15 protein-coding genes are annotated in these 20,147 nt (G+C 44.6%); 11 read left to right on the top strand and 4 right to left on the bottom strand.

Annotation, left to right across the window (positions count from 1 at the left end):
- Positions 1-26 precede the first annotated feature (26 nt).
- From FS628_RS26745 to FS628_RS26785, 9 genes are all read left to right on the top strand, one after another.
- Positions 27-1,391, top strand: a complete 1,365-nt coding sequence (locus FS628_RS26745) for a cytochrome ubiquinol oxidase subunit I (protein ID WP_145326007.1) — start codon at positions 27-29, stop codon at positions 1,389-1,391.
- Positions 1,391-2,404 carry a cytochrome d ubiquinol oxidase subunit II gene (locus FS628_RS26750; RefSeq protein WP_186327985.1) on the top strand — a complete coding sequence of 338 codons (1,014 nt, stop codon included), beginning with the start codon at positions 1,391-1,393 and terminating at the stop codon, positions 2,402-2,404. Before FS628_RS26745 ends, FS628_RS26750 begins: the two co-directional genes overlap by 1 nt.
- A 53-nt stretch (positions 2,405-2,457) precedes the next feature.
- Positions 2,458-4,245, top strand: a complete 1,788-nt coding sequence (gene cydD / locus FS628_RS26755; protein ID WP_145326137.1) for a thiol reductant ABC exporter subunit CydD — start codon at positions 2,458-2,460, stop codon at positions 4,243-4,245.
- The gene (cydC, locus tag FS628_RS26760; protein ID WP_145326011.1) at positions 4,242-5,969 is read left to right on the top strand and encodes a thiol reductant ABC exporter subunit CydC; all 1,728 of its coding nucleotides are present in this window, start codon (positions 4,242-4,244) and stop codon (positions 5,967-5,969) included. The genes cydD and cydC overlap by 4 nt, the downstream gene beginning before the upstream one ends.
- A 188-nt stretch (positions 5,970-6,157) precedes the next feature.
- Positions 6,158-6,661 (top strand): hypothetical protein, encoded by a 504-nt coding sequence (locus FS628_RS26765; protein ID WP_222125294.1) that lies wholly within the window; start codon positions 6,158-6,160, stop codon positions 6,659-6,661.
- Positions 6,662-7,002: 341 nt separating this feature from the next.
- A complete protein-coding gene (locus FS628_RS26770) occupies positions 7,003-7,698 on the top strand; it encodes a response regulator transcription factor (RefSeq protein ID WP_145326015.1) in 696 nt (231 codons plus the stop codon).
- Positions 7,695-8,948, top strand: coding sequence for a HAMP domain-containing sensor histidine kinase (locus tag FS628_RS26775; RefSeq protein WP_222125295.1), 1,254 nt, complete (start codon positions 7,695-7,697; stop codon positions 8,946-8,948). Before FS628_RS26770 ends, FS628_RS26775 begins: the two co-directional genes overlap by 4 nt.
- 105 nt (positions 8,949-9,053) lie before the next feature.
- Positions 9,054-9,743 carry an ABC transporter ATP-binding protein gene (locus tag FS628_RS26780; protein WP_145326019.1) on the top strand — a complete coding sequence of 230 codons (690 nt, stop codon included), beginning with the start codon at positions 9,054-9,056 and terminating at the stop codon, positions 9,741-9,743.
- Positions 9,736-12,396, top strand: a complete 2,661-nt coding sequence (locus FS628_RS26785) for an ABC transporter permease (RefSeq protein ID WP_145326021.1) — start codon at positions 9,736-9,738, stop codon at positions 12,394-12,396. Before FS628_RS26780 ends, FS628_RS26785 begins: the two co-directional genes overlap by 8 nt.
- Positions 12,397-12,587: 191 nt before the next feature.
- Here FS628_RS26785 and FS628_RS26790 read toward each other — a convergent pair whose 3' ends face one another.
- Positions 12,588-12,863: a hypothetical protein gene (locus tag FS628_RS26790; RefSeq protein ID WP_145326023.1), complete on the bottom strand. Its 276-nt coding sequence runs from the start codon at positions 12,861-12,863 to the stop codon at positions 12,588-12,590.
- 187 nt (positions 12,864-13,050) lie between these two features.
- Here FS628_RS26790 and FS628_RS26795 point away from each other — a divergent pair, with 187 nt between their 5' ends.
- Both FS628_RS26795 and FS628_RS26800 read left to right on the top strand, forming a co-directional pair.
- The gene (locus FS628_RS26795; protein WP_186327987.1) at positions 13,051-14,667 is read left to right on the top strand and encodes a helix-turn-helix domain-containing protein; all 1,617 of its coding nucleotides are present in this window, start codon (positions 13,051-13,053) and stop codon (positions 14,665-14,667) included.
- A 109-nt stretch (positions 14,668-14,776) separates the two neighbouring features.
- Positions 14,777-16,441 (top strand): cache domain-containing sensor histidine kinase, encoded by a 1,665-nt coding sequence (locus FS628_RS26800; RefSeq protein WP_260871207.1) that lies wholly within the window; start codon positions 14,777-14,779, stop codon positions 16,439-16,441.
- A 106-nt stretch (positions 16,442-16,547) separates the two neighbouring features.
- On the opposite strand, the gene FS628_RS26805 is transcribed toward FS628_RS26800, so the two are convergent.
- From FS628_RS26805 to FS628_RS26815, 3 genes are all read right to left on the bottom strand, one after another.
- Positions 16,548-17,438 carry a carbohydrate ABC transporter permease gene (locus tag FS628_RS26805; RefSeq protein WP_145326029.1) on the bottom strand — a complete coding sequence of 297 codons (891 nt, stop codon included), beginning with the start codon at positions 17,436-17,438 and terminating at the stop codon, positions 16,548-16,550.
- 18 nt (positions 17,439-17,456) lie between these two features.
- Positions 17,457-18,347, bottom strand: coding sequence for an ABC transporter permease (locus tag FS628_RS26810; RefSeq protein ID WP_145326031.1), 891 nt, complete (start codon positions 18,345-18,347; stop codon positions 17,457-17,459).
- 89 nt (positions 18,348-18,436) lie between these two features.
- Positions 18,437-20,038: an extracellular solute-binding protein gene (locus FS628_RS26815; protein ID WP_145326033.1), complete on the bottom strand. Its 1,602-nt coding sequence runs from the start codon at positions 20,036-20,038 to the stop codon at positions 18,437-18,439.
- Positions 20,039-20,147: the final 109 nt, after the last annotated feature.

The following is a 20,147-nucleotide window of genomic DNA, read 5'->3' on the forward strand; positions in this document are numbered from 1 at the left end:
GAGTTTGAAGGGAGGCAGTATAACGAATGGCTATTGATACGGTGTTATGGAGCAGGCTGGTGACTGGTTTGACGCTCGGGTTCCACGTTATTTTTGCAACACTTGGTGTCGGTGTACCTCTGATGATCGCTATTGCAGAGTTCATCGGCATTCGGAAGAAAGATCACCATTACATACTTATGGCGAAGAGGTGGTCACGAGGGTTTGTCATTTCTGTCGCGGTTGGTGTCGTGACAGGCACAGCGATATCGCTGCAATTGGCTCTGGTATGGCCGAATTTTATGAAACTGGCCGGAAATGTCATTGCACTGCCACTATTTATGGAAGTATTCGCATTCTTTTTTGAAGCCATCTTCCTGGGCATTTATCTGTATACGTGGGATCGGTTCAAAAATCCGTATATCCACTGGTTGCTGACCATTCCAATTGTCGCCGGGGCAGGCATGTCTGCTGTTTTTATTACTACAGTGAACGGATTCATGAACCAGCCTGAAGGCTTTGTCATGGAAGCAGGCCAATTCATGGCAGTGAACCCCGTGCAAGCGATGTTGAATACGGCGACCTTCTCCAAAGTATTCCATGTATTAAGCTCGGCTTATCTGACAGGAGCTGCTCTGTTAGCAGGAATAGCAGCCTTTGCGATGCTGAGAAAAGGGGTGTCAGCTTACCACAAGAAGGGCCTGAACCTCATGATGGCGGTTGTTCTGGTATTCAGTTTATTAAATTCCTTAGCTGGAGATGTATCTGCCAAGTTTTTGGCTGAGCATCAGCCGGAGAAGCTCGCAGCTGCCGAGTGGCATTTCGAGACAGAAAGCGGCGCGGATTTGATTTTATTAGGATGGCTGAATGCTGAACATGAAATTATAGGCGCACTTCATTTGCCGAAAGTGCTCAGCTTCCTTGCCTTTGGAGACTTTAACGCCGAGGTAACCGGGCTGAACGAATTTCCACCAGATGAGCATCCACCCTTACTTGTGCATTATTTGTTCGATCTAATGGCTGGAATTGGATTCGCTCTGCTTGCGATCTCATCTCTGTACTTCCTGTTTGTGTTTTGGAAGAAACGTAATCAGTTTAACAAGTGGATGCTTCGTATGGTTGCACTCAGTGCACCGCTCGCTTTTCTGGCCGTTGAGATGGGCTGGTTCTATGCAGAGATCGGGCGGCAGCCATGGATCATCCGAGGTTATATGCGAGTAGAAGAGGCCGCTACTTCTTCACCGAGTGTAAGAATTTTATTTTTCGTCTTCTTGCTTCTATACATCGTGCTCGGCGTCATCTGTGTTCTCGTATTGAGACGTTTGTTCAATAATAATCCTGCTGACCTTGAGATGGAGAAATGGTTGAAAGAGAAGCATGATCAATCAGCCAAGAAAGGGGAGCGGGCCTGATGAGTTATGAATTGATTGGTATTTCGGTACTCTGGCTGTTCTTGTACGGCTATCTTATTGTAGCTTCCATTGATTTTGGAGCAGGTTTCTTCGCCTTTTATGCACGCCTGACGAAGCAGGATCACCTGATTAATCGTCTGATCTCCCGTTATCTATCACCGGTTTGGGAGATCACCAATGTATTTTTTGTCTTTTTCTATATTGGCATCGTTGGGTTTTTCCCGGATACCGCTTACTATTATGGCTCTGCGCTGATTGTTCCGGGAAGTATTGCCGTCATTTTACTTGCCATTCGTGGTTCATTCTACGCCTTTGAGAATTATGGTTCCAAAAATAACATCGTATATCTGTTTTTATACGGAGCTACCGGGTTGCTTATTCCGGCGTCATTGTCAGTGGCACTGACACTGTCTGAAGGTGGCTTTATTTTGAAGCAGGGAGATACCGTTTCCCTGGATTACTGGGCGTTATTTACGAATCCATTATCGTGGAGCATCGTTGGACTGGCCATCGTGTCCGTATTGTTCATTAGTGGTTCATTTCTCACATTTTACGCTTCTCGGGCAGAGGATCATTCGGCATTGAAGCTCATGCGGAACTATGCTTTGTTCTGGAGCACACCGACCATTATTCTCGCGCTGACTGCATTTATATATTTGGGTCAACACAATGAGCGTCATTTTCAAAACATGATGGATTTATGGTGGCTGCTGGCGCTTTCCGTTGCGTTTTTCATGATCGCCATGTGGTTGTTGTATAACGGGCGCCGTTACGGTTTAGCTTTTATATGCATCATGCTGCAATTTTTCACAGCCTTTTTCGCTTACGGGATTGGGCAATATCCTTATATTCTTGATCCATATATCACGATTCAGAGCAGCGCAACATCGCCTGCAATGGGCTTCGCACTCGTCGTTGTGTTTATCGGTGGTCTGTGCCTGTTAATTCCTTCTCTTATTCTGGTCTTCAAACTTTTCCTGTTTGATGCGGATTATGTGAAAGGGAAAAAATAAAGGAGGAGCGTTCTGTGAAAAGGAAAGCTAAATCCAATCTGATCTCTCAGCAAATGTCTTTACAACAAAAAAACAGGCTTCTCCTTGTGATGATTTCGCTTGCCCTTGGTGTAGCTATTGTAAGCCAGGCCACATTGGTGGCTGAAGCAGTCCAGCGAATTTTTGTAGAGAAAGCTTCCTTTTCAACCGTGGTTCTGTTACTGGGCCTATTGCTGGCTGTCATGGCTGTACGTGCACTGTTGTCGTATGGAAACGGGAAAGTGGGCTTGCATATGGCCGCCCGTGCCAAGACGAATATGCGAGCATCTGTGTTGCAAAACCTAACCCACGCTTCCATGCCTTCAACCCTGAGTGGACAGACGGGAGGAAAGGTCAGTATTGCTCTCGATGCTGTGGATGAGGCTGACAGTTATTTCAGTCAATATATGCCGCGTATGATGGAAGCCGCGATGATCCCGATTCTGATTCTGGTTGTTACATTTACGCAGCACGCCAACACAGGTTACATTATGCTATTCACGGCACCGTTTATCCCGCTGTTCATGATTTTGGTGGGACTCCAGACGAAGAACAAATCAGAAGAGAAATACGCGCAGCTGGCCGAGTTTTCCGGTACATTCTTGGATTCGCTTCAGGGGCTGGTTACGTTAAAAATATTCGGACGGGCTAAACGTCAGCAACAGGAGATTGAACGCAGTAGCCTGGGTTATCGTGATGCCACAATGGGCATTTTGAAGATTGCGTTTACGAATACGTTTATGCTGGAATCGATTGTGATGTTAAGCATCGGTATTGTCGCGCTTGAACTGGCGATCCAGTTACTTGTTTTCAAATCGATGACCTTCCACACGGCCTTTCTCGTGTTGTTGCTCGTGCCCGAGTTCTACAGTCTGTTGAAGAATACGGGGACGGCTTTTCACAGCGGTCGCACCAGTATGGGAGCGATTCGCAAGGTGGAACAGATGCTTGCGGACACAAGTGTCACAAGCATGCCAACCGAGCATGAGAAAGCTGAGAAGGCTACACATACCAGTGATACTAATGATCTAATGGTGCAGCAGACTGGGGTACATGCCCCTCGTACAGAGTTGATTCCAATGCCACCAACCATTGAACTGGACCATGTCCGGTTCCAGTACGCTCCTGATTCCTTTGGACTTGAGACAGGACAGATCTCGATTGGACCGGGAGAACAGATTGCTATTGTAGGCAAAAGTGGCTCAGGTAAAACCACGCTGCTTCATCTCTTTGCCGGTTTACTGAAATCAGATTCGGGAGCGGTTCTGGTTAACGGGAGCCAGCTTTCGTCATACGAGGAGGCTGCATGGTTCGAGCGTGTTAGCTACATTACACAGCATCCGTATATTTTTGCAGGTACATTTGCCGAAAATATTTCGATTGGCGCGGGTCGGAACGTCTCCAGAGCTGAAATTGAGCAGGCGGCAGAGGAAGCAGGGCTTGCTGTAGTTGTCGCACAATTGGAGCAAGGCTTGGATACGTTTGTTGGTGAAGGTGGCCGGGGTTTATCTGGTGGGGAAAAGCAGCGACTTGCCTTAGCACGTGCTTTTCTGAAGAGACCATCCGTCATTTTATTCGATGAACCCACAGTCGGACTGGATCTGCACACTGAGCGGGTACTGCAACAATCCATTGCGTCATTAGCCAAAACGGCAACGATGATTACGGTGGCACACCGTTTATATACGATTCAACATGCGGACAACATTTTGTTTATGGACAATGGGGTGTTGGTGGATTCAGGACATCATGAAGCGCTTCTGGCGCGCCTGCCTCAATATGCGGAGATGGTGGATGTACAACGGAAAGGAGGGTTAGCATGAATGAGCTGACGATTCTGTCAAAAGCGATGATTCAAGAGCGCAAGGATATCTTGCTTTCGATATTGGGCGGATTTATCGCCGGCATAGCAGGGGTAGCTCTCTTTTCCGCGAGCGGCTACATGATATCGCAAACGGTATTTGCTCCACCGCTGTACACCTTAATTGTACTCACTTCCATGGTCAAACTGCTCGGTTTCCTTCGAGCGGCGAGCCGCTACGGAGAACGTTTGTATTCCCACAGGGCAACGTTCTCCATGTTGAGCCGTTTGCGGACATCTTTTTTTGCCAAACTGTTTCCGGTAACGCCGGGTATCTTGAACAAAAATCGAAGCGGGGATCTGCTTGCGCGGATCGTAGGTGATGTGGAAAGTTTACAAAATTACTTTTTGCGCGTCGCATACCCACCGATCATTGTCGTGATGGTGTTTTTGGCTACCATGCTGTTCACATCGGCCTTTTCGATCTGGATTGCGGGCTTGCTAGTATTAGGAATGCTCATTACGGCCTTTGGTGTACCTGGAATTGTCTTGCTCGGCCAGCGAAAAATACATGGACGTGTTCGTCAGCAACGGGCTGTGCTGTCCACGGAAGTAACTGAAGTGTTGTATGGTTTCCGGGATTTGAAAGTATACGGTCAATTGGAACAGCGCGAGCAGCAGCTTCAGCAGGCTTCAGCTGCATTGACAATGGAACAGAAGCAAGCCGCTTCGCACTTGCTGCGTGGGCAATCCATGCACGTTTTTGTGACGTATCTCGTTACATGGGGTGTGCTGGCACTGAGCGCCTTTTTAATTGTGAATGGAGCGTTTGCCGGTGTATTCCTCGCCATGCTAATCCTGGCCACGCAGACCGTGTTCGAAGAAGCTGCGGCAATGGCCACGTTGCCCTTCTATAAACAGGATAGCGAACATGCAGCCAAACGACTGACGGAAACGGTGCCCGCCTCCGATGTACAATCTGTGCAGCCAAGTGGTGAAATGTCTGCCGATCAGGCGGTTTCGATTGAACTATCCGGTGTTGGCTTTCAATATGAAGGGGAATGGAGACCCGCGCTGAGGGAAATATCCCTACAACTTGCAGCAGGCACCAAAACAGCAATTGTCGGGCCAAGCGGTTCAGGCAAGTCAACGATTATCGATTTGCTACTCAAGTTGCGTGCGCCAACGTCTGGCGATATACGCTTAAACGATGTTCTGGTAAAGGAACTAAATGAAGAAAGTATCTGGCAAAACGCGAATGTGGTGTTACAACAAAGTCATTTCTTCCGGGGAACCATTCGGGACAACCTTCTTCTGAACGGAGAAGAACATTCGGATGAACATCTGTCGGCTGTGTTGGATAAAGTACAACTGCCGAATAAGTTGTTGACCGACATGGTGTATGAAAAAGGGGAGAACCTGTCGGATGGTGAGAAACAGCGGCTGGCTCTGGCACGGGCTATGCTGCGCAAAGGACGGTTGTGGCTTTTGGACGAACCAACGTCCTCACTGGATTACGTCACAGAGAAACATGTGCTCCAGCATCTTCTTGCACAAGCTGCAGAAGATACACTTCTCCTGATCTGCCATCGACTGACGGGATTGGAAGAGATGGATCGGATTGTGGTCATGGACCAAGGCAAGATTGTGGAATCGGGTTCCTTCTCCGAGCTTATGGAGCAAAAAGGCTATTTTTATGAAATGAAGCAAATTGAACGACAGCTGATTGGAGACATCGGGGCGTGAGAATGTAGTTATTAAGTGAAAAATTCTGTCGGTCTTCGAGATTGAAGAAAATTTCAATAAATCAATTTTTATAAATTTAACTAAACCCCAAAGGATGCGCTACATATGCTCCTTGGGGTTTGTTTTTGATATAATAGTATTTTTATGTCTATAAAGGAGATGGATGATGAGAAAATATAAGTGGGATATTGTTTTTTATTTGGCCGTATTTTTATCCTCTGGGTTGGGAAACACGTATGGACCGCGTCGAGGCTTTTCTACGCAGACAGGAGAATACCCCAAAGCTTTATATCTATTACGTTCTTGCAAACAGACTTGATGATGAATTAGAACACACAATAGAGCGCATTAGAAATGAGGACACGAATAAAAGGACCCAAGCAGTCTATAATGCAGCTTACGGCATCTACCGCAACGACTTGGTAGCTGTTCGTACTGCGGTACAGAATATGCGAAGATCGGATTATCGTACATATTATGAAACGTATTTGCTTATGGAAGAAGGAAAAAGTGATCAGGCGAGGGAACACTTGAAATCCATTAACAAGGTCTGGATGAGATCTTCTCTTCTTGCAGCGATCGAACTAAAAGCGGGACAACGCGAGACTGCGATTCAGCAATTACAAGAAGCAATGCATGCTGTCAGAGGCGTCCATCGTTATATGATATTTAAGGAATCAGAGAGATACTAAACGGTGACTAAAAATCTTTCTTGCAATAAATTACAACTGACATGGATAAGAGCTTGTTCCTATGTGGAGCAAGCTTTTATCTTTGGTATTAAAGGACAAGAGTATACAGAGTAGCTAAACGGTTTGGCAGAACAGAGAACACCTGAATTAAAATGTACCCTAACCAGTTAGCCTGTCTGAGGAAAATCTTAAACTTGTATACTCGTGAAGATAGTCTTATTGAACATCCCATTAATCATAATGTTATAGCGTAGAAACTCAATTGATGTATAATGACGCAGGAACTCTATAATCAAAATGAAATAAATACAAATTCAAAATAGCATGATCTGAGGTGTACGATGAATCGCTTATTACTCGTAGAAGATGATGAAAATCTGGTGTTTGGTATTCAATATACACTGTCCAATGAAGGATATGAGGTCGTTGTGGCGGGGAACTTGGAAGAAGCTAGACAGGCACTGCAGGCAAAGACGATCGATCTGATTTTGTTGGATGTCACTTTGCCTGATGGATCGGGATATCAACTATGTAGTGAGATTCGGGCAACGTCGCAAGTGCCCATTATCTTTTTGACGGCTTTGGATGAGGAAGCAAACGTAGTCGCAGGGCTTGACCTCGGAGCAGATGACTATGTAACCAAGCCTGTTCGAACCAAAGAACTTATTTCACGAATTAAAGCCGTATTACGACGTAACAACAGGGGAAAACAAGAAGTAAGCTTATGGATATCCGATAACATCCAGGTGCGTATTTTAGAAGGAACTGTACTCAAAAACAATAGTGAAATTACACTGACGGCGCTTGAATATCGACTACTATTGATGTTGATCTCTCATCCGAAGCAGATATGCAGCAGAAGTTCAATTCTGAATCATCTTTGGGATCTGTCGGGCGACTTCATTGATGATAATACGCTCTCTGTCCATATCCGCAGGTTAAGAGAGAAAGTCGAAGATATTCCTGCAGCACCGCAGTATATCGTAACCGTTCGGGGGATCGGATATAAATGGAACGTGGAAGTTATAGGGAGATGAACATGTTTGAAGTCATGCGAAATCCAGAGTGGAAATCCATCGCCATTAAAGTACTTGCTCTGCAAGTTCTTTTGTCGTTCGTGATGTTCTTTTACATGCAGCATCAAGTCGGTAGCATTAATACAACCATTGTGAATCAGAATAGCGCCCTAATCGGGCATTTGTTAATGAAAGATCCCCAGTTGGAGAATGAGGTGATTCACTTTGTTACCCAAGGTGCCCAGGCCGATGAACTTGCTGAGGGGCAACGTATCCTTGCACAATACGGATATCAGGCGGGTATGTCTTTAGAAGATCAGCCGGCTCTTTCAGGACTAGCATTACCCTTAAAAACAGCGACTCAAGTATTGTTGTTCCTGATCCCACTCATGGTATTGCTTCTGTGGGAGTATCGTAAATTTTTCGTAAAAATCAGAACGATTTCTCATGCAGCGGAGCAGGTTGTGGAACAGCAATTCGATAAAAAACTGCCTGAGACGGAGGATGGAGACTTCGGCTCACTTGGCCGGAGCTTCAATGCGATGGCTGGAAGACTAACCAACAGCCTGGAGCTACTCCAGCAGGAAAAAACCTTTCTGCGCAATCTGTTATCCGACATTTCTCACCAGCTCAAGACACCCCTGGCCTCTCTGATTGTGTTCAATGAGAATCTGCTGAATGATCCCGGGATGAAAGAAGAAATGAGAATGACGTTTCTGGAACGAAGTCGGCAGCAGCTTGACCGAATGGAATGGCTCATCATCAGCTTGCTCAAGCTGGCACGAGTCGAAGCGGGAGCAATTGGATTTCGAAAAGAAAGGATCGAGCTAAGGGAGATGGTGGAGAGCGCTGTCTATTCACTTCGGACGGTAGCAGACCAGAAACGGCAGACGATCTCCATCCTCGGTAGTGAAAATGCGTTTGTGCAGGCGGATGAAGAATGGCTCAAGGAAGCTGTTATGAATTTGATAAAAAATGCACTGGAACACACCCCGCCAGAGGGTGAGGTTCAAATCCATTTGGAAGAAAACGCACTGTTTGATACGATCATTATCCATGACAACGGCGAAGGTATTCATCCCGATGATATGCCTCATATTTTCAAACGATTCTATAAAGGCAAGAACCATAACAAGCCCAACAGTATAGGGATTGGTCTGGCTTTGACCAAATCGATCATTGAGGAACAACAAGGGATCATTACGGTGGAGAGTGTGCCTCAAGAAGGGACAACATTCAGAATTTTGTTTTTCAAAAAAGAGTGGACTTAAGAAGAAGCTTACGATAATGTAAGCTTCTTCTTCACTTCAACGTAAGCTTCCACACCTATAATGACAATCAAGCAATGTTAATCATACAACTGGAGGTACAACAGGGTGGAAATTTTGAAGACCGATCATTTATGTAAAATATACGGAAGTGCTGAGGCTAGGGTGGAAGCATTGAGAGATGTTAATCTGTCCGTCAATCAAGGAGAATTCGTTGCGATCGTGGGCGCCAGTGGATCTGGCAAAAGCTCATTGCTGCATCTGCTCGGGGGAGTTGATCAACCGACAAGTGGCCAAGTCATTATTGATGGTATGGACCTGTATTCTCAAAGTGAAAATGAATTGGCTGTGTTCAGAAGACGTAAAATCGGTTTTATTTTTCAATCGTATAACTTGATCCCGGTGTTAACTGCGGAAGAAAACATTAAATTGCCGATGCTGCTTGAGAATAAACATGTGGACGAGGGTTATCTTGAGGAATTATTGAGCGTGCTGGGACTCAGCGATCGAAGGCAGCATCTTCCGTCCCAATTATCAGGCGGGCAACAGCAGCGAACTGCAATTGGACGTGCATTGATTAATAAACCATCGATTATTCTGGCGGATGAACCAACCGGCAATCTGGACAGCAAGAACAGTAAAGAGATTGTGGATCTGCTTACCTTCTCCGTCAGAAAGTACAATCAAACCTTGATTATGATCACACATGATTTGAATGTGGCCCAGCGAGCGGACCGTGTTGTAAATATAAAAGATGGTACACTCTTGCAGCAAACAGGGGTGAAAGATCGTGAATAGGTATACTAGTCTTACCCAAAAATATTTGCTAGGGCAGAAAAAAAGATCAATACTAACGATCATTGGCATTATATTGTCTGTGACCCTACTTACAGCCATGGGAACCATTGGCCTTAGCTTCAGAGACAAGGTGGTTCGGCAAACCGTTCAAGAGTATGGGGATTACCATGTTTCTTTTAACGGATTACCCGGAGAAGCAGTCTCAAGAGTCGTCAATAATGCATCCGTAGAGAGTGCTGGAATTATCAGCAGAGAAGGTTATTCGGTCATCAGCAAAACGAGTGAGAAAGAAAAACAGGAAAATCCGTTTGCTGCACCTTATCGGTATTTGAATCTCAAAGGTTATGATGCCGATGCGATGAACAAGCTACAGGTTCAGCTGGATTCGGGCAGGCTGCCCAAAAATTCGCATGAAGTTCTTCTTTCGACCTGGAGTCTGGATAGTTTTGCGACCAAACCGAAACTTGGTGATTCACTTACCCTAAGTCTTGGCGAGCGTACTGTCGCATCAACCGGGGAGATCAAACCCATCAATGGCCTAGGTGATTTTGGCTGGGATCTGGATGAAGACTTTCGTCCCCAAAAGGAGAGAGAATATACCGTTGTAGGGTTTATAAAGACAGGTACTAACGCTTCGTGGTCTGCCAGCTTCATTTTACCAGCCATCACGTATGAAGATAATGAAAAAATCGATGCGGATAAAAATTATTTTATTTATGTCAAAATGAAATCGATGAATCAGATTCAGGCGAAGGCAGAAGCGATAATATCTTCATTGAAGCTAAACCAAGTGGATCAAGGCTCTGCCGTAGCCTTGGATAAGGATATTCAATATAAAAATATTCGTGTCGAATATAATAATGAACTGCTTAAGTTGTATGGCAAAAGCACCTATGAAGGTGTAAACCATAGTTTGTTATATGCATTCGCAGCAATCATCATTATTATTATGGGTTGTACGAGTGCAGTGATATATAATACGTTTCATATTTCTGTTCTGGAGCGGACCTCGCAATTCGGAATGCTGCGGTGCATTGGGGCTACCCCATCACAAATACGTAAATTAGTTCTCAAAGAGGCTACAATACTGAGTCTAATTGCTATTCCTGTTGGATTATTGATGGGAACTGTTTTTATGAAACTTCTGTTTTACAACATCAGCTTTTTGGCGTTGGGATTTCTGAATGATATGCAAATGGTCATCTCCCTGCCAATTTTAATCATAGCCGGGGTGCTAGGATTATTGACTGTTTATCTGTCTGCTATCGGACCTGCGAGACTGGCAGCGAAGGTATCCCCACTTGAGGCGGTTCATAGCTCGGGAGGCACGAAGGTGGAGAACGTAACATCTGTCCGGAAATCAAAACTGCTGGGAAAACTGTTGGGTATCGAAGGACAGTTTGCTAGTCGAAACATCAGGCGGAACAAAAAGCGCTTCCGCATCACTGCCTTTTCCATAGTGGTCAGCATGATTCTATTTATTGTTTTTAGCGGAATAGCTGGTTTGCTGGGGCAGACATCGCAATCAGGAATCGATTATTCCTACTCGGTTATCTATGAAGGACCTTCCAAACGGATCGATGATTCCGTATATTCTGACATTGTTAAGCTTGATGCAGTAGAACATGCCTATCCGTTTTACAATAATCAAGTGATGGCTATGTTTCCGAAAGAAAAAGTGAATCCCAAGTATTATGAACTCCGTCCGGGAATGTATTCTGTTGAAGAAGGAGAGGGGTACCGAACAGACAACAATTACCTCGAATCTTACGGAGATAACGGACTCGATGCTCTGAAATCCAAACTAACGGCTGGTACGATCGACAAAGAGAAGATGAACCGGGAAAATGGTGTTATCGTCAATCAGAAATTAAGAATGACAACAGAGGAAGGCAGACAGATCATTATCGATCAAACCCAATTCAAGGTTGGGGATCACATCCAAGTACGTGCCTTAGACTCGGACGGAAAGGGTCAAGGATACACAACACTGACGGTAACTGGAATTATTGATCAAGGCTTGTTGTCGAGCAGCTATAATGAGAGTGCTATTATTGAATTCATCACTACGCCCGAAGTCGTAGAGAAGGTTACAGGTAACGATACGTACTCCAGAATCTTTATTCTTGCCAAAACCGATATTTCCAACAAACCGATCACGGACTATCTCAAATCCCTGACCCAAAAAGATGCCGGTTACAGCTACACAGATAAGGTGCAGCAACTTGCCCAAGCCAAAAACGATGCGACAACCGCCAAGATCTTTTTATATGGATTTATTGGTGTCATTGTCCTGATTGCGTTCCTAAATATACTGAACACCGTCAGCACCAATCTCATTCTACGAACCAAAGAATTTGCGGTGCTCAAAGCTATCGGCATGACACAGCGTAATGTAGGGAAAATGATCCTGTTGGAAGGCGTTTTATACGGCCTGTACTCTGCGCTATACGGTAGTATACTCGGAACAGCACTAAGCTATGGGATACATCATCTCTTCAAAGGTGCTTTCGATGTAGCTTGGACGATCCCATGGGGCAGCATTGTGCTTGCTTTTGTGGGTGCCATAGCAACAACGCTTGTCGCTACAGCCTGGCCGATGTATCGATTGAATCAAACAAGTATCGTGGAGGCATTGAGAAAGGAAACATAGAGAAGCTGGGGAACTATAAAACAGATTATTGCTTGAAAAGTCGCATAGATTGCGGCTTTTTTTGTTTTAAGAAACCTAGTTCTTATGTCGAACAGGAGAAGAAAACCTCATAATTGTACTCAACATGAAAATCAAACAACGATTGAATGTGTTCCAGTTCACTTGTCTTTTCTTACGTCTTGTAAACACTTTTACATAACAGCAGATGATTCGGACGCGTTATTTTTCTTGGCAAGCGGCTTTTTCCTCAGTGTCCGATCATACAGATATGGTTTTCCGTGATATTCTCGTGCATGCTTTTGTGTCTGCTTCTTATGTATATCAACCTTGATCTCCAGATTGGCAACGTTACTCTGGAATTCAGAAGCGATTCGTTTGCACCATTTCAGTCCACTTTCTTCAGATGCACTGAAATGAACGCGTAACAGATATCCATTCACCGTTAATTCAAACTTGTATAAATTCATGATATGTATCCTTTCCAAGCGGGCATTTTATGCTACACAAAATACGATAATCTCATTATAACAGGAACATACGTTCTGTAAAAGTGATATTTATGAGACCCGCAATTCAAGAAGGTTCGCTAGACATCTTTGCAATGGTTCGTTTAATGGTAAAATATCTAAAAATGGTTCATGTTGGGGGATGCGCATGTATAAACTGATGATCGTAGATGATGAATTGCTCATGCGGGTTGGAATTCGTTCCATGCTGAATTGGGAAGAGTACAACTTCTATGTTGTTGGTGAAGCAGGAAATGGTAAAGAGGCATTGAGTCTTGCGCTTGAAGTGATGCCTGATCTAATTATTACGGATATCAAGATGCCGATTATGGATGGGCTACAGCTGATACAGGAGGCCTCATGCGTACTGAACACCTGTAAGTATGTCATCCTGAGTAATTTTGACGAATTTCACTATGTGAAAGAGGCATTGAAACTTGGCGCTTCAGACTACTTGATTAAAAGCGAGATTACAGAAACTGCCCTTATCGAGCTCCTAAGCACCGTGGGACAGAAACTGCAAAGTGAACTTGTGCGCCCGACCAACACACCTTCTATGACACAAGATTACTCCAAGACCCTAAGACATTTAAAGGATAGCTTCTTCCAAGATGTTGTAAGCGGATTCATTAGTGAGAAGGATATCGTTGCCAAAGCGGAAGAACTGCATTTCCGTATACGATCAGACCAGTTGGTCGTCATCAAGTTTATTGTGAACTATTACGAGGATGCGAAGCGGAAATATGTAGAGAAGGGTGAAAAGCTGCTCCGATTTTCGATTCTTAATATTATGGAAGAGATTATTCCTTCGAAATGGGAGAAAGAGATCTTTGTTGAAAGTTCTTCTGAATATTGGGTTATCGTTAATGTACTTCCTGAGAGCCAATCTGTGCACGCCGATTTGAACAAACTGTGTAACAAATTGCTCTCTTCCATCAAGGATTTTATGAATCTATCGCTAACGGCCGGTGTGAGTACAATCGTTCCCAGTTTCCCCTACATTAGAAAGGCCTGCCAAGAGGCAGAAATGGCTCTGCAACAAGGTTTTTTCAAAGGCAGTAACCAGGTATTGTATTACGAGGACATGGTTCAATCCCCAGATCGAAATGAAGTTAAGGGAGCTCTGAGTCCACAACAAGAACGAGATTTGTTGAAATTGTGGGTAAGCAAAGACAACCAAAAGGCAGAAGAGTTCCTTGAAGGAATTCGCTCGGATCTGGAAGCCCAGCGGGCGGATGAGAATAGCATTCGTAAGCAATATATCATGGTAATGGAAACGATACACTCCCATCTGTCACGAGCTGCGGAAAGAGGTACGCCTTCTTTTACAAAGAAATCGCCTTATGAAACCGTTCTAAAGGGTGAGTATTGGGAGGATATCCATCAGGATATGCTTGCTCATATTGCGTATTACTTCCAAACCGACTCCGAAATGAACCAGGAAAGTACCTACGCTGACCTCGCCATTGCGTTGATCGACAAGTATTATGCGGAAGACATCTCACTGCAAAGTATCGCTAGCCAAATCAGTGTCAACCCCTCGTATCTCAGCCGATTGTTTAAGCAGGAAAAAGGAGAGAACTTTATCACGTACTTGACTCGTGTTCGGATTGAACATGCGAAGTCTTATCTATTGAGCAAAGGACTGAGAGTGTATGAAATTGCAGAAAAGGTGGGCTACCATAATTACACGTACTTCAGTAAGATTTTCAAAAAATCGGTAGGCGTCACTCCGGAGGAATATCGAGAACTACAGCAGGCATGAGTGTAATCGGTGAATAGAGGTGCAGCATATGAAGCTTGTCCAGCCCTTCCAAATCAAGCACAAAATTATGGTGATCTGTATGACGGTGATTATCCTTCCGGTATTTGTAATGACAATCAATTCGTATTACTCCTCAGAGCGATTATTGGCACAGAACTATACAACGTTGTTAAGCGATCTGGCCAAGCAGACGAATATTCGTATTGACGAATTCTTGAAGGAGATTGAGAAAATCACGCTGTTAGCCAGCAATGGCCTTAGCAACAATCTATCTGCGACCCATGAAGGAAGTTTTCCGATCCAGGATTTCCTGCGAGAGGGTAACGAACAAAATGAGATTGCCGCATACAATATATTGATGAATTATATCATGATGAAAGACCGCGTATTTTCCATCTACCTCTACAATATGAACGGGGGACAGGATCTGTTCGTCAGCCCACACCAGCCCATTGACCCAGACTTCAAAGTGGCGAACGAATTGTGGTTCAAAAAGTTCATGCACGAAAATGATCGAACCATTACGCTCACAACGCGAATCGATGAGCAATTGAAGAATAAAATACTGGCGGTGTCACATGCACGCAAAATTCATGATGTGGCTAGCGGGAAACTGCTTGGGGTAATCGTGGTCAGTATTGATATCAAATTCATCGAAATTGTGAATCGCAACTTACAGGAAGGGCTACGCTCCAGATTCATGATTGTCGATGAAAATGACAAGATCGTATACAACGTGAACGACCGATTAATTGGTACACTGTTCCGGGACAACGTTCGTCCACCTGAAGCATTGAATGTCGTGGTGACCAGCCCGCTTAGTCAACAAAAATGGACAACGTATTTATATATGCCTTTGGATGAGCTGACTGCTGATGGCAAAATATTGGGGCGTAATCTGGTGACGCTGGCTATTGTCATGGTTCTTTTTGCTGCCGTCATATCCATATTTCTATCTCATGTCATCACAACTCCCATTAAGAAACTGCTCCGGAATATCGCTCTGGTCGAGAAAGGTCAGTTCGAACAAGTTGAACATATTCGCTCAAGAGACGAGATTGGACACTTATCCAATCGGTTCAACAGGATGTCGCATGAATTGAAGCGAATGGTCGAACGGATGCAGCAGGAAGAAATAGAGAAAGCCAAGGCCGAGATGCGTGCGCTCCATGACCAGATCAAACCTCATTTTCTGTATAACACCCTTGGATCGGTGAAATGGATCGCCTCGATGCAGCAGGCTGATAAAATCGTGGAAATGACCGATGCACTAATCTCGATGCTCCGCTATGCAACAAAATCCGATGGAACCCTCGTAACCATTCGTGAAGAACTCGATAATATAGCGAATTACGTAACGATTCAGAATGTCAGATACTATGGTTGTATTCAGATGAGATATGAGGTTGAGGATAGACTGTTGGATTATCGCATGCCCAAAATGATCCTGCAGCCGATTGTGGAGAATGCGATTTTTCATGGTCTGGCTGAACTCGAAGAAGACGGAATCATCACCATTCGGATTCAATCACAGCTGGATGAAGTTGTGATCGAGGTCTGCGATAATGGCGTTGGTATGGATCATCATACGATGCAGAACTTGATGGAAGAAAAGTCCGGTGCCAGTACAGGAACAAATGGGATTGGATTGCATAACGTGCAGCGGCGGATTCAACTTCATTTTGGTAAACCCTATGGAATACAAGTCGCGAGTAAAATAGATGAAGGTACCATTTTCTCCATTCTGCTACCTGCCATCATAGAAGCGAAATAGTCATCCATGCTTTCATTCATGGATGTCATAACGTGGTACAGCGACCCCAAAAATAAGATTAGATATAAACAAAAGGGCTTACAGTATAAACTACAAGCCCTTTTGTTTAGCCTTTAACGCTACCTAGCACCAAACCCTTGGTGAAATATTTCTGTAAGAACGGATACACGAGCAGAATCGGAATGGCACCCAAGAACATTTGAGCGGCACGTCCCGTTCTGGCGTTCATCATGGATAACAGTTGCGTATAATCTGATCCGGATTTCAGCATGATTTGCTCAAAGCTCTGCAGGAGGGTCTGCAAGTAGCTTTGTAATGGATAATTGGCTGGATTGTTCATATAGATAATGCCATCGAACCATGAATTCCAGTGGGCAACGATGCTGAACAAACCAACCGTTGCGAGAGCGGGCTTGAGAAGCGGGAGTAGAATACGAAGCAATACCTGTACAGGCCCAGCCCCGTCGATGATTGCTGATTCTTCAATTTCTTCTGGCAAACCCCTAATGAAATTCATCAGAATAATCATACTGAATACGGGGAGAGCCCCAGGCAGGATCAGAGACCATATGGAATCAATCAGTCCCATTTTAACGACAACAAGATACGTTGGAATTAATCCTCCGCTAAATAACATGGTCACAATAAAATATCCCATATAAATATTACGGCCCATTAATTTTTGTTTCGATTTGGAAAGGGGGTAAGCTGTGAGCACGATCAAAACCAGATTCACCAATGTCCCGAGAATGGTTCGTTGAATGGCAACCCAGAGAGAGGAGAAGAAGGACCCTCCAGTTAATGCAAATTCATAAGCCTTTGTCGTGAATTCGACAGGCCAGAACGTAACACTGCCTGCAGATACAGCTGAACTGCTACTGAATGAAACTGCCAACAGGTTGATAAACGGCAGAATACAGAGCAGAGAGATCAGTAGTAATATGATGTAGTTTATGATTAGAAACACACGCCTGCTCATACTTTTATCATGGATCATACGGTGAGTTCCTCCTTCTTAGAAGATGCGATAGCCAGCCACCCTGTAGGCCAGGATGTACGATACGGCAACCAGAACACTGGAAATGATAGATTTGAATAATCCGACAGCGGTACCAATTGAATACTGGGCCTGCTGAATTCCCAACCGATATACATAGGTATCAATAATATCACCGGTCTGATAGACGACAGGGGAGTAGAGATTATAGATTTGGTCAAAGCCAGCATTAAGTACGTTTCCAAGCGACAATACGGTCATTAAAACAATCGTGGGCATGAGGAGGGGCAACGTAATGTAGATGGTCTGCTTCCACCGTTTTGCTCCGTCAATCACTGCAGCCTCGTACAGCCCCGGATCAATGCTGGTTAGGGCTGCCAGGTATACCACTGTACCAAACCCGAAGCCCTTCCATATGTCACTCACAATCATCGTCCAAGGAAAAATAGAGGGTGTGCCGAGAAAGGAAATCGGTGCAATCCCGAATACGCCTAGAAACGTATTGATGATGCCGTCGGAGCTAAGGATATCCAGCATGATGCCGGCCATAATGACCCAAGAGAGGAAGTTCGGAATGTATACCAGCGTTTGGAATGTGCGTTTGATTCCACTGTGTAGTACTTCGTTAAGCAGTAATGCGAAAATAACGGGTACGATAATACCGCCGATAATTTTGAAGACAGACATGTACAGTGTATTCCAGATCGTTCTTACGAAGTTCGGCTGATTAAATATGTGCGTGAAATTATCCCATCCTACCCATGGCGAGTTGAACCCGAGGCCGGGATTGTACTTCTGAAACGCAATAATAAGTCCGTAGAAAGGGATGTAACTAAAGATGAAGACCAGGACCAGACTTGGGATCAACATGAGATGGTAGGGACTCTGCTGCTTCCATTTTCTCAGCATTCATATTCCTCCGTTCTTGACGAGATCGAGTTGTAACCGCTACCAACAAGAGATGAGAACATCCCCACCCCTTATTGGCAACTGTCTTATTATTTTCCGTATGCGTCATTGACTGCCTGGGTTGCGTCATCGCCTCCGGCTGCTCGCCAATTCTGGACAATCACATCGAAATAATCGATACTTTCGCTACCCATAATGATCTTGGTGAAGCCTTCGGTCAGGATATCATCCAAGGTTGTTCCATAGCTCGACAGGATCTCTGGCGTAACACCCCATAAGGCTGTCTTTGTATAGTTCTCGCTGTCGAGTACTTTTTTGGCCAGACCATAAGCATTTTTTGGAGCACCTTGTTGTAAATAATCACCGACCGCTCCTGGTGTTGCATTCTCCATGAATTCAACACTGTTGTTATATTTTTGCCACATTCCCGAAGTCGTGAGTCCACTGGTATCCTTGGATTCAAGGGCAGCTGACACAGCTTCAAATTGCTCGTAATCCGAATTCGGATTAAGTACACGGAACGCACCGACAACATGGGCAATATCGTTATCCAGCAAGGCAGATAGCGTTTCTGGAGATTCTTTGCCATTGCCTTCATCCACGATATAAGCATAGTCGTTCAAAATCTTAATCACTTCTTCAGGGCTCTTGAATCCCTTTTTCATGACGATATAATTGTTGTTGGCGAAGAAAATGGATTGTTTTGCTTCCTTTCCATCGACGGTAGGGATGGTATAAGGGTAGAAGATGGCGTCCTTACCCAGATTGGATACCGTATCGACACCCGGATTATAACCCCACCATTGGTAATAAGGCTGCATTCCCACTTTGCCGGCGACGATATCCGCGTTCATCGCGTTGAAATCTTTGATTGCAAATTCCGGATCAATGATGCCCCGTTTGTACCATTCAGACCACTCAGCCAGCGCATTCTTCATCTCAGGCTGGACGGAGCCGTATACGAGTTGTCCACTATTATCCTTGATCCACATATCCGGGTGCGCATTCCACGCAATGGCGAGCAAGTTCAGGTAATCCAACGATTGATCTACGGCTATACCATAACCGCCGTGCTTATCCATGAATTTTAGTGCGATATTCTTGATGTCTTCCACAGATTTCGGATCCTGGACTCCCAATTCTTCTTTCCAGTCGTTCCGGATCCAGATGAAGTCTGGTTGTTCAATTAATCCCCAGTGCATCTGCGGTATCCCGTACAGCTTACCGTCCTTCTTTCCAGACTCGTAACTGTCCGCATCCGCTTCCATATAACCTTTGAGACGTTCGGAAGCGTGTTGATCAAAAACCTCGGAAAGATCCATGACCATATCGGCTTCGACCAACTGTCTCAGTTGCGAGGGATTAACCCTGAAGACGTCAGGAAGATCGTTCGATGCTATAGCCAAATTCAGTTTTGTATCATACTCATCGCTGACCCAGTCTGTTTTGACATCAATATTGAACTTCTCTTTGTAGCGCTTAATCCACACATTGTTTGTGATATCATCGCCCTTTGGATACTTGGCAGAAGTGTATTCTGACGTCACGGTGTGGATCGTTGTCGTTCCAGCCTCGTTGGAATCCGGTTCCGTAGTGGCATCTTTCTCCGTATTGCTTCCATTGCTACAGGCTGCGAGTAATAAGGTTGACATGCATAAAGACAAGACTAAAGTTTTCGTTTTCTTGTTCATTTCTTTTCCCCCTTATCAGTCATATTTCAATAACGCTTTCTTGAAAATATTCTAAACGAGAAAGGGGAAAGGGGATATAAAGGTTATTGACGAGAATCCGTATGTTTTT

This window comes from Paenibacillus xylanexedens, assembly GCF_007676705.1.
Classification (GTDB): Bacteria; Bacillota; Bacilli; order Paenibacillales; family Paenibacillaceae; genus Paenibacillus; species Paenibacillus xylanexedens_C.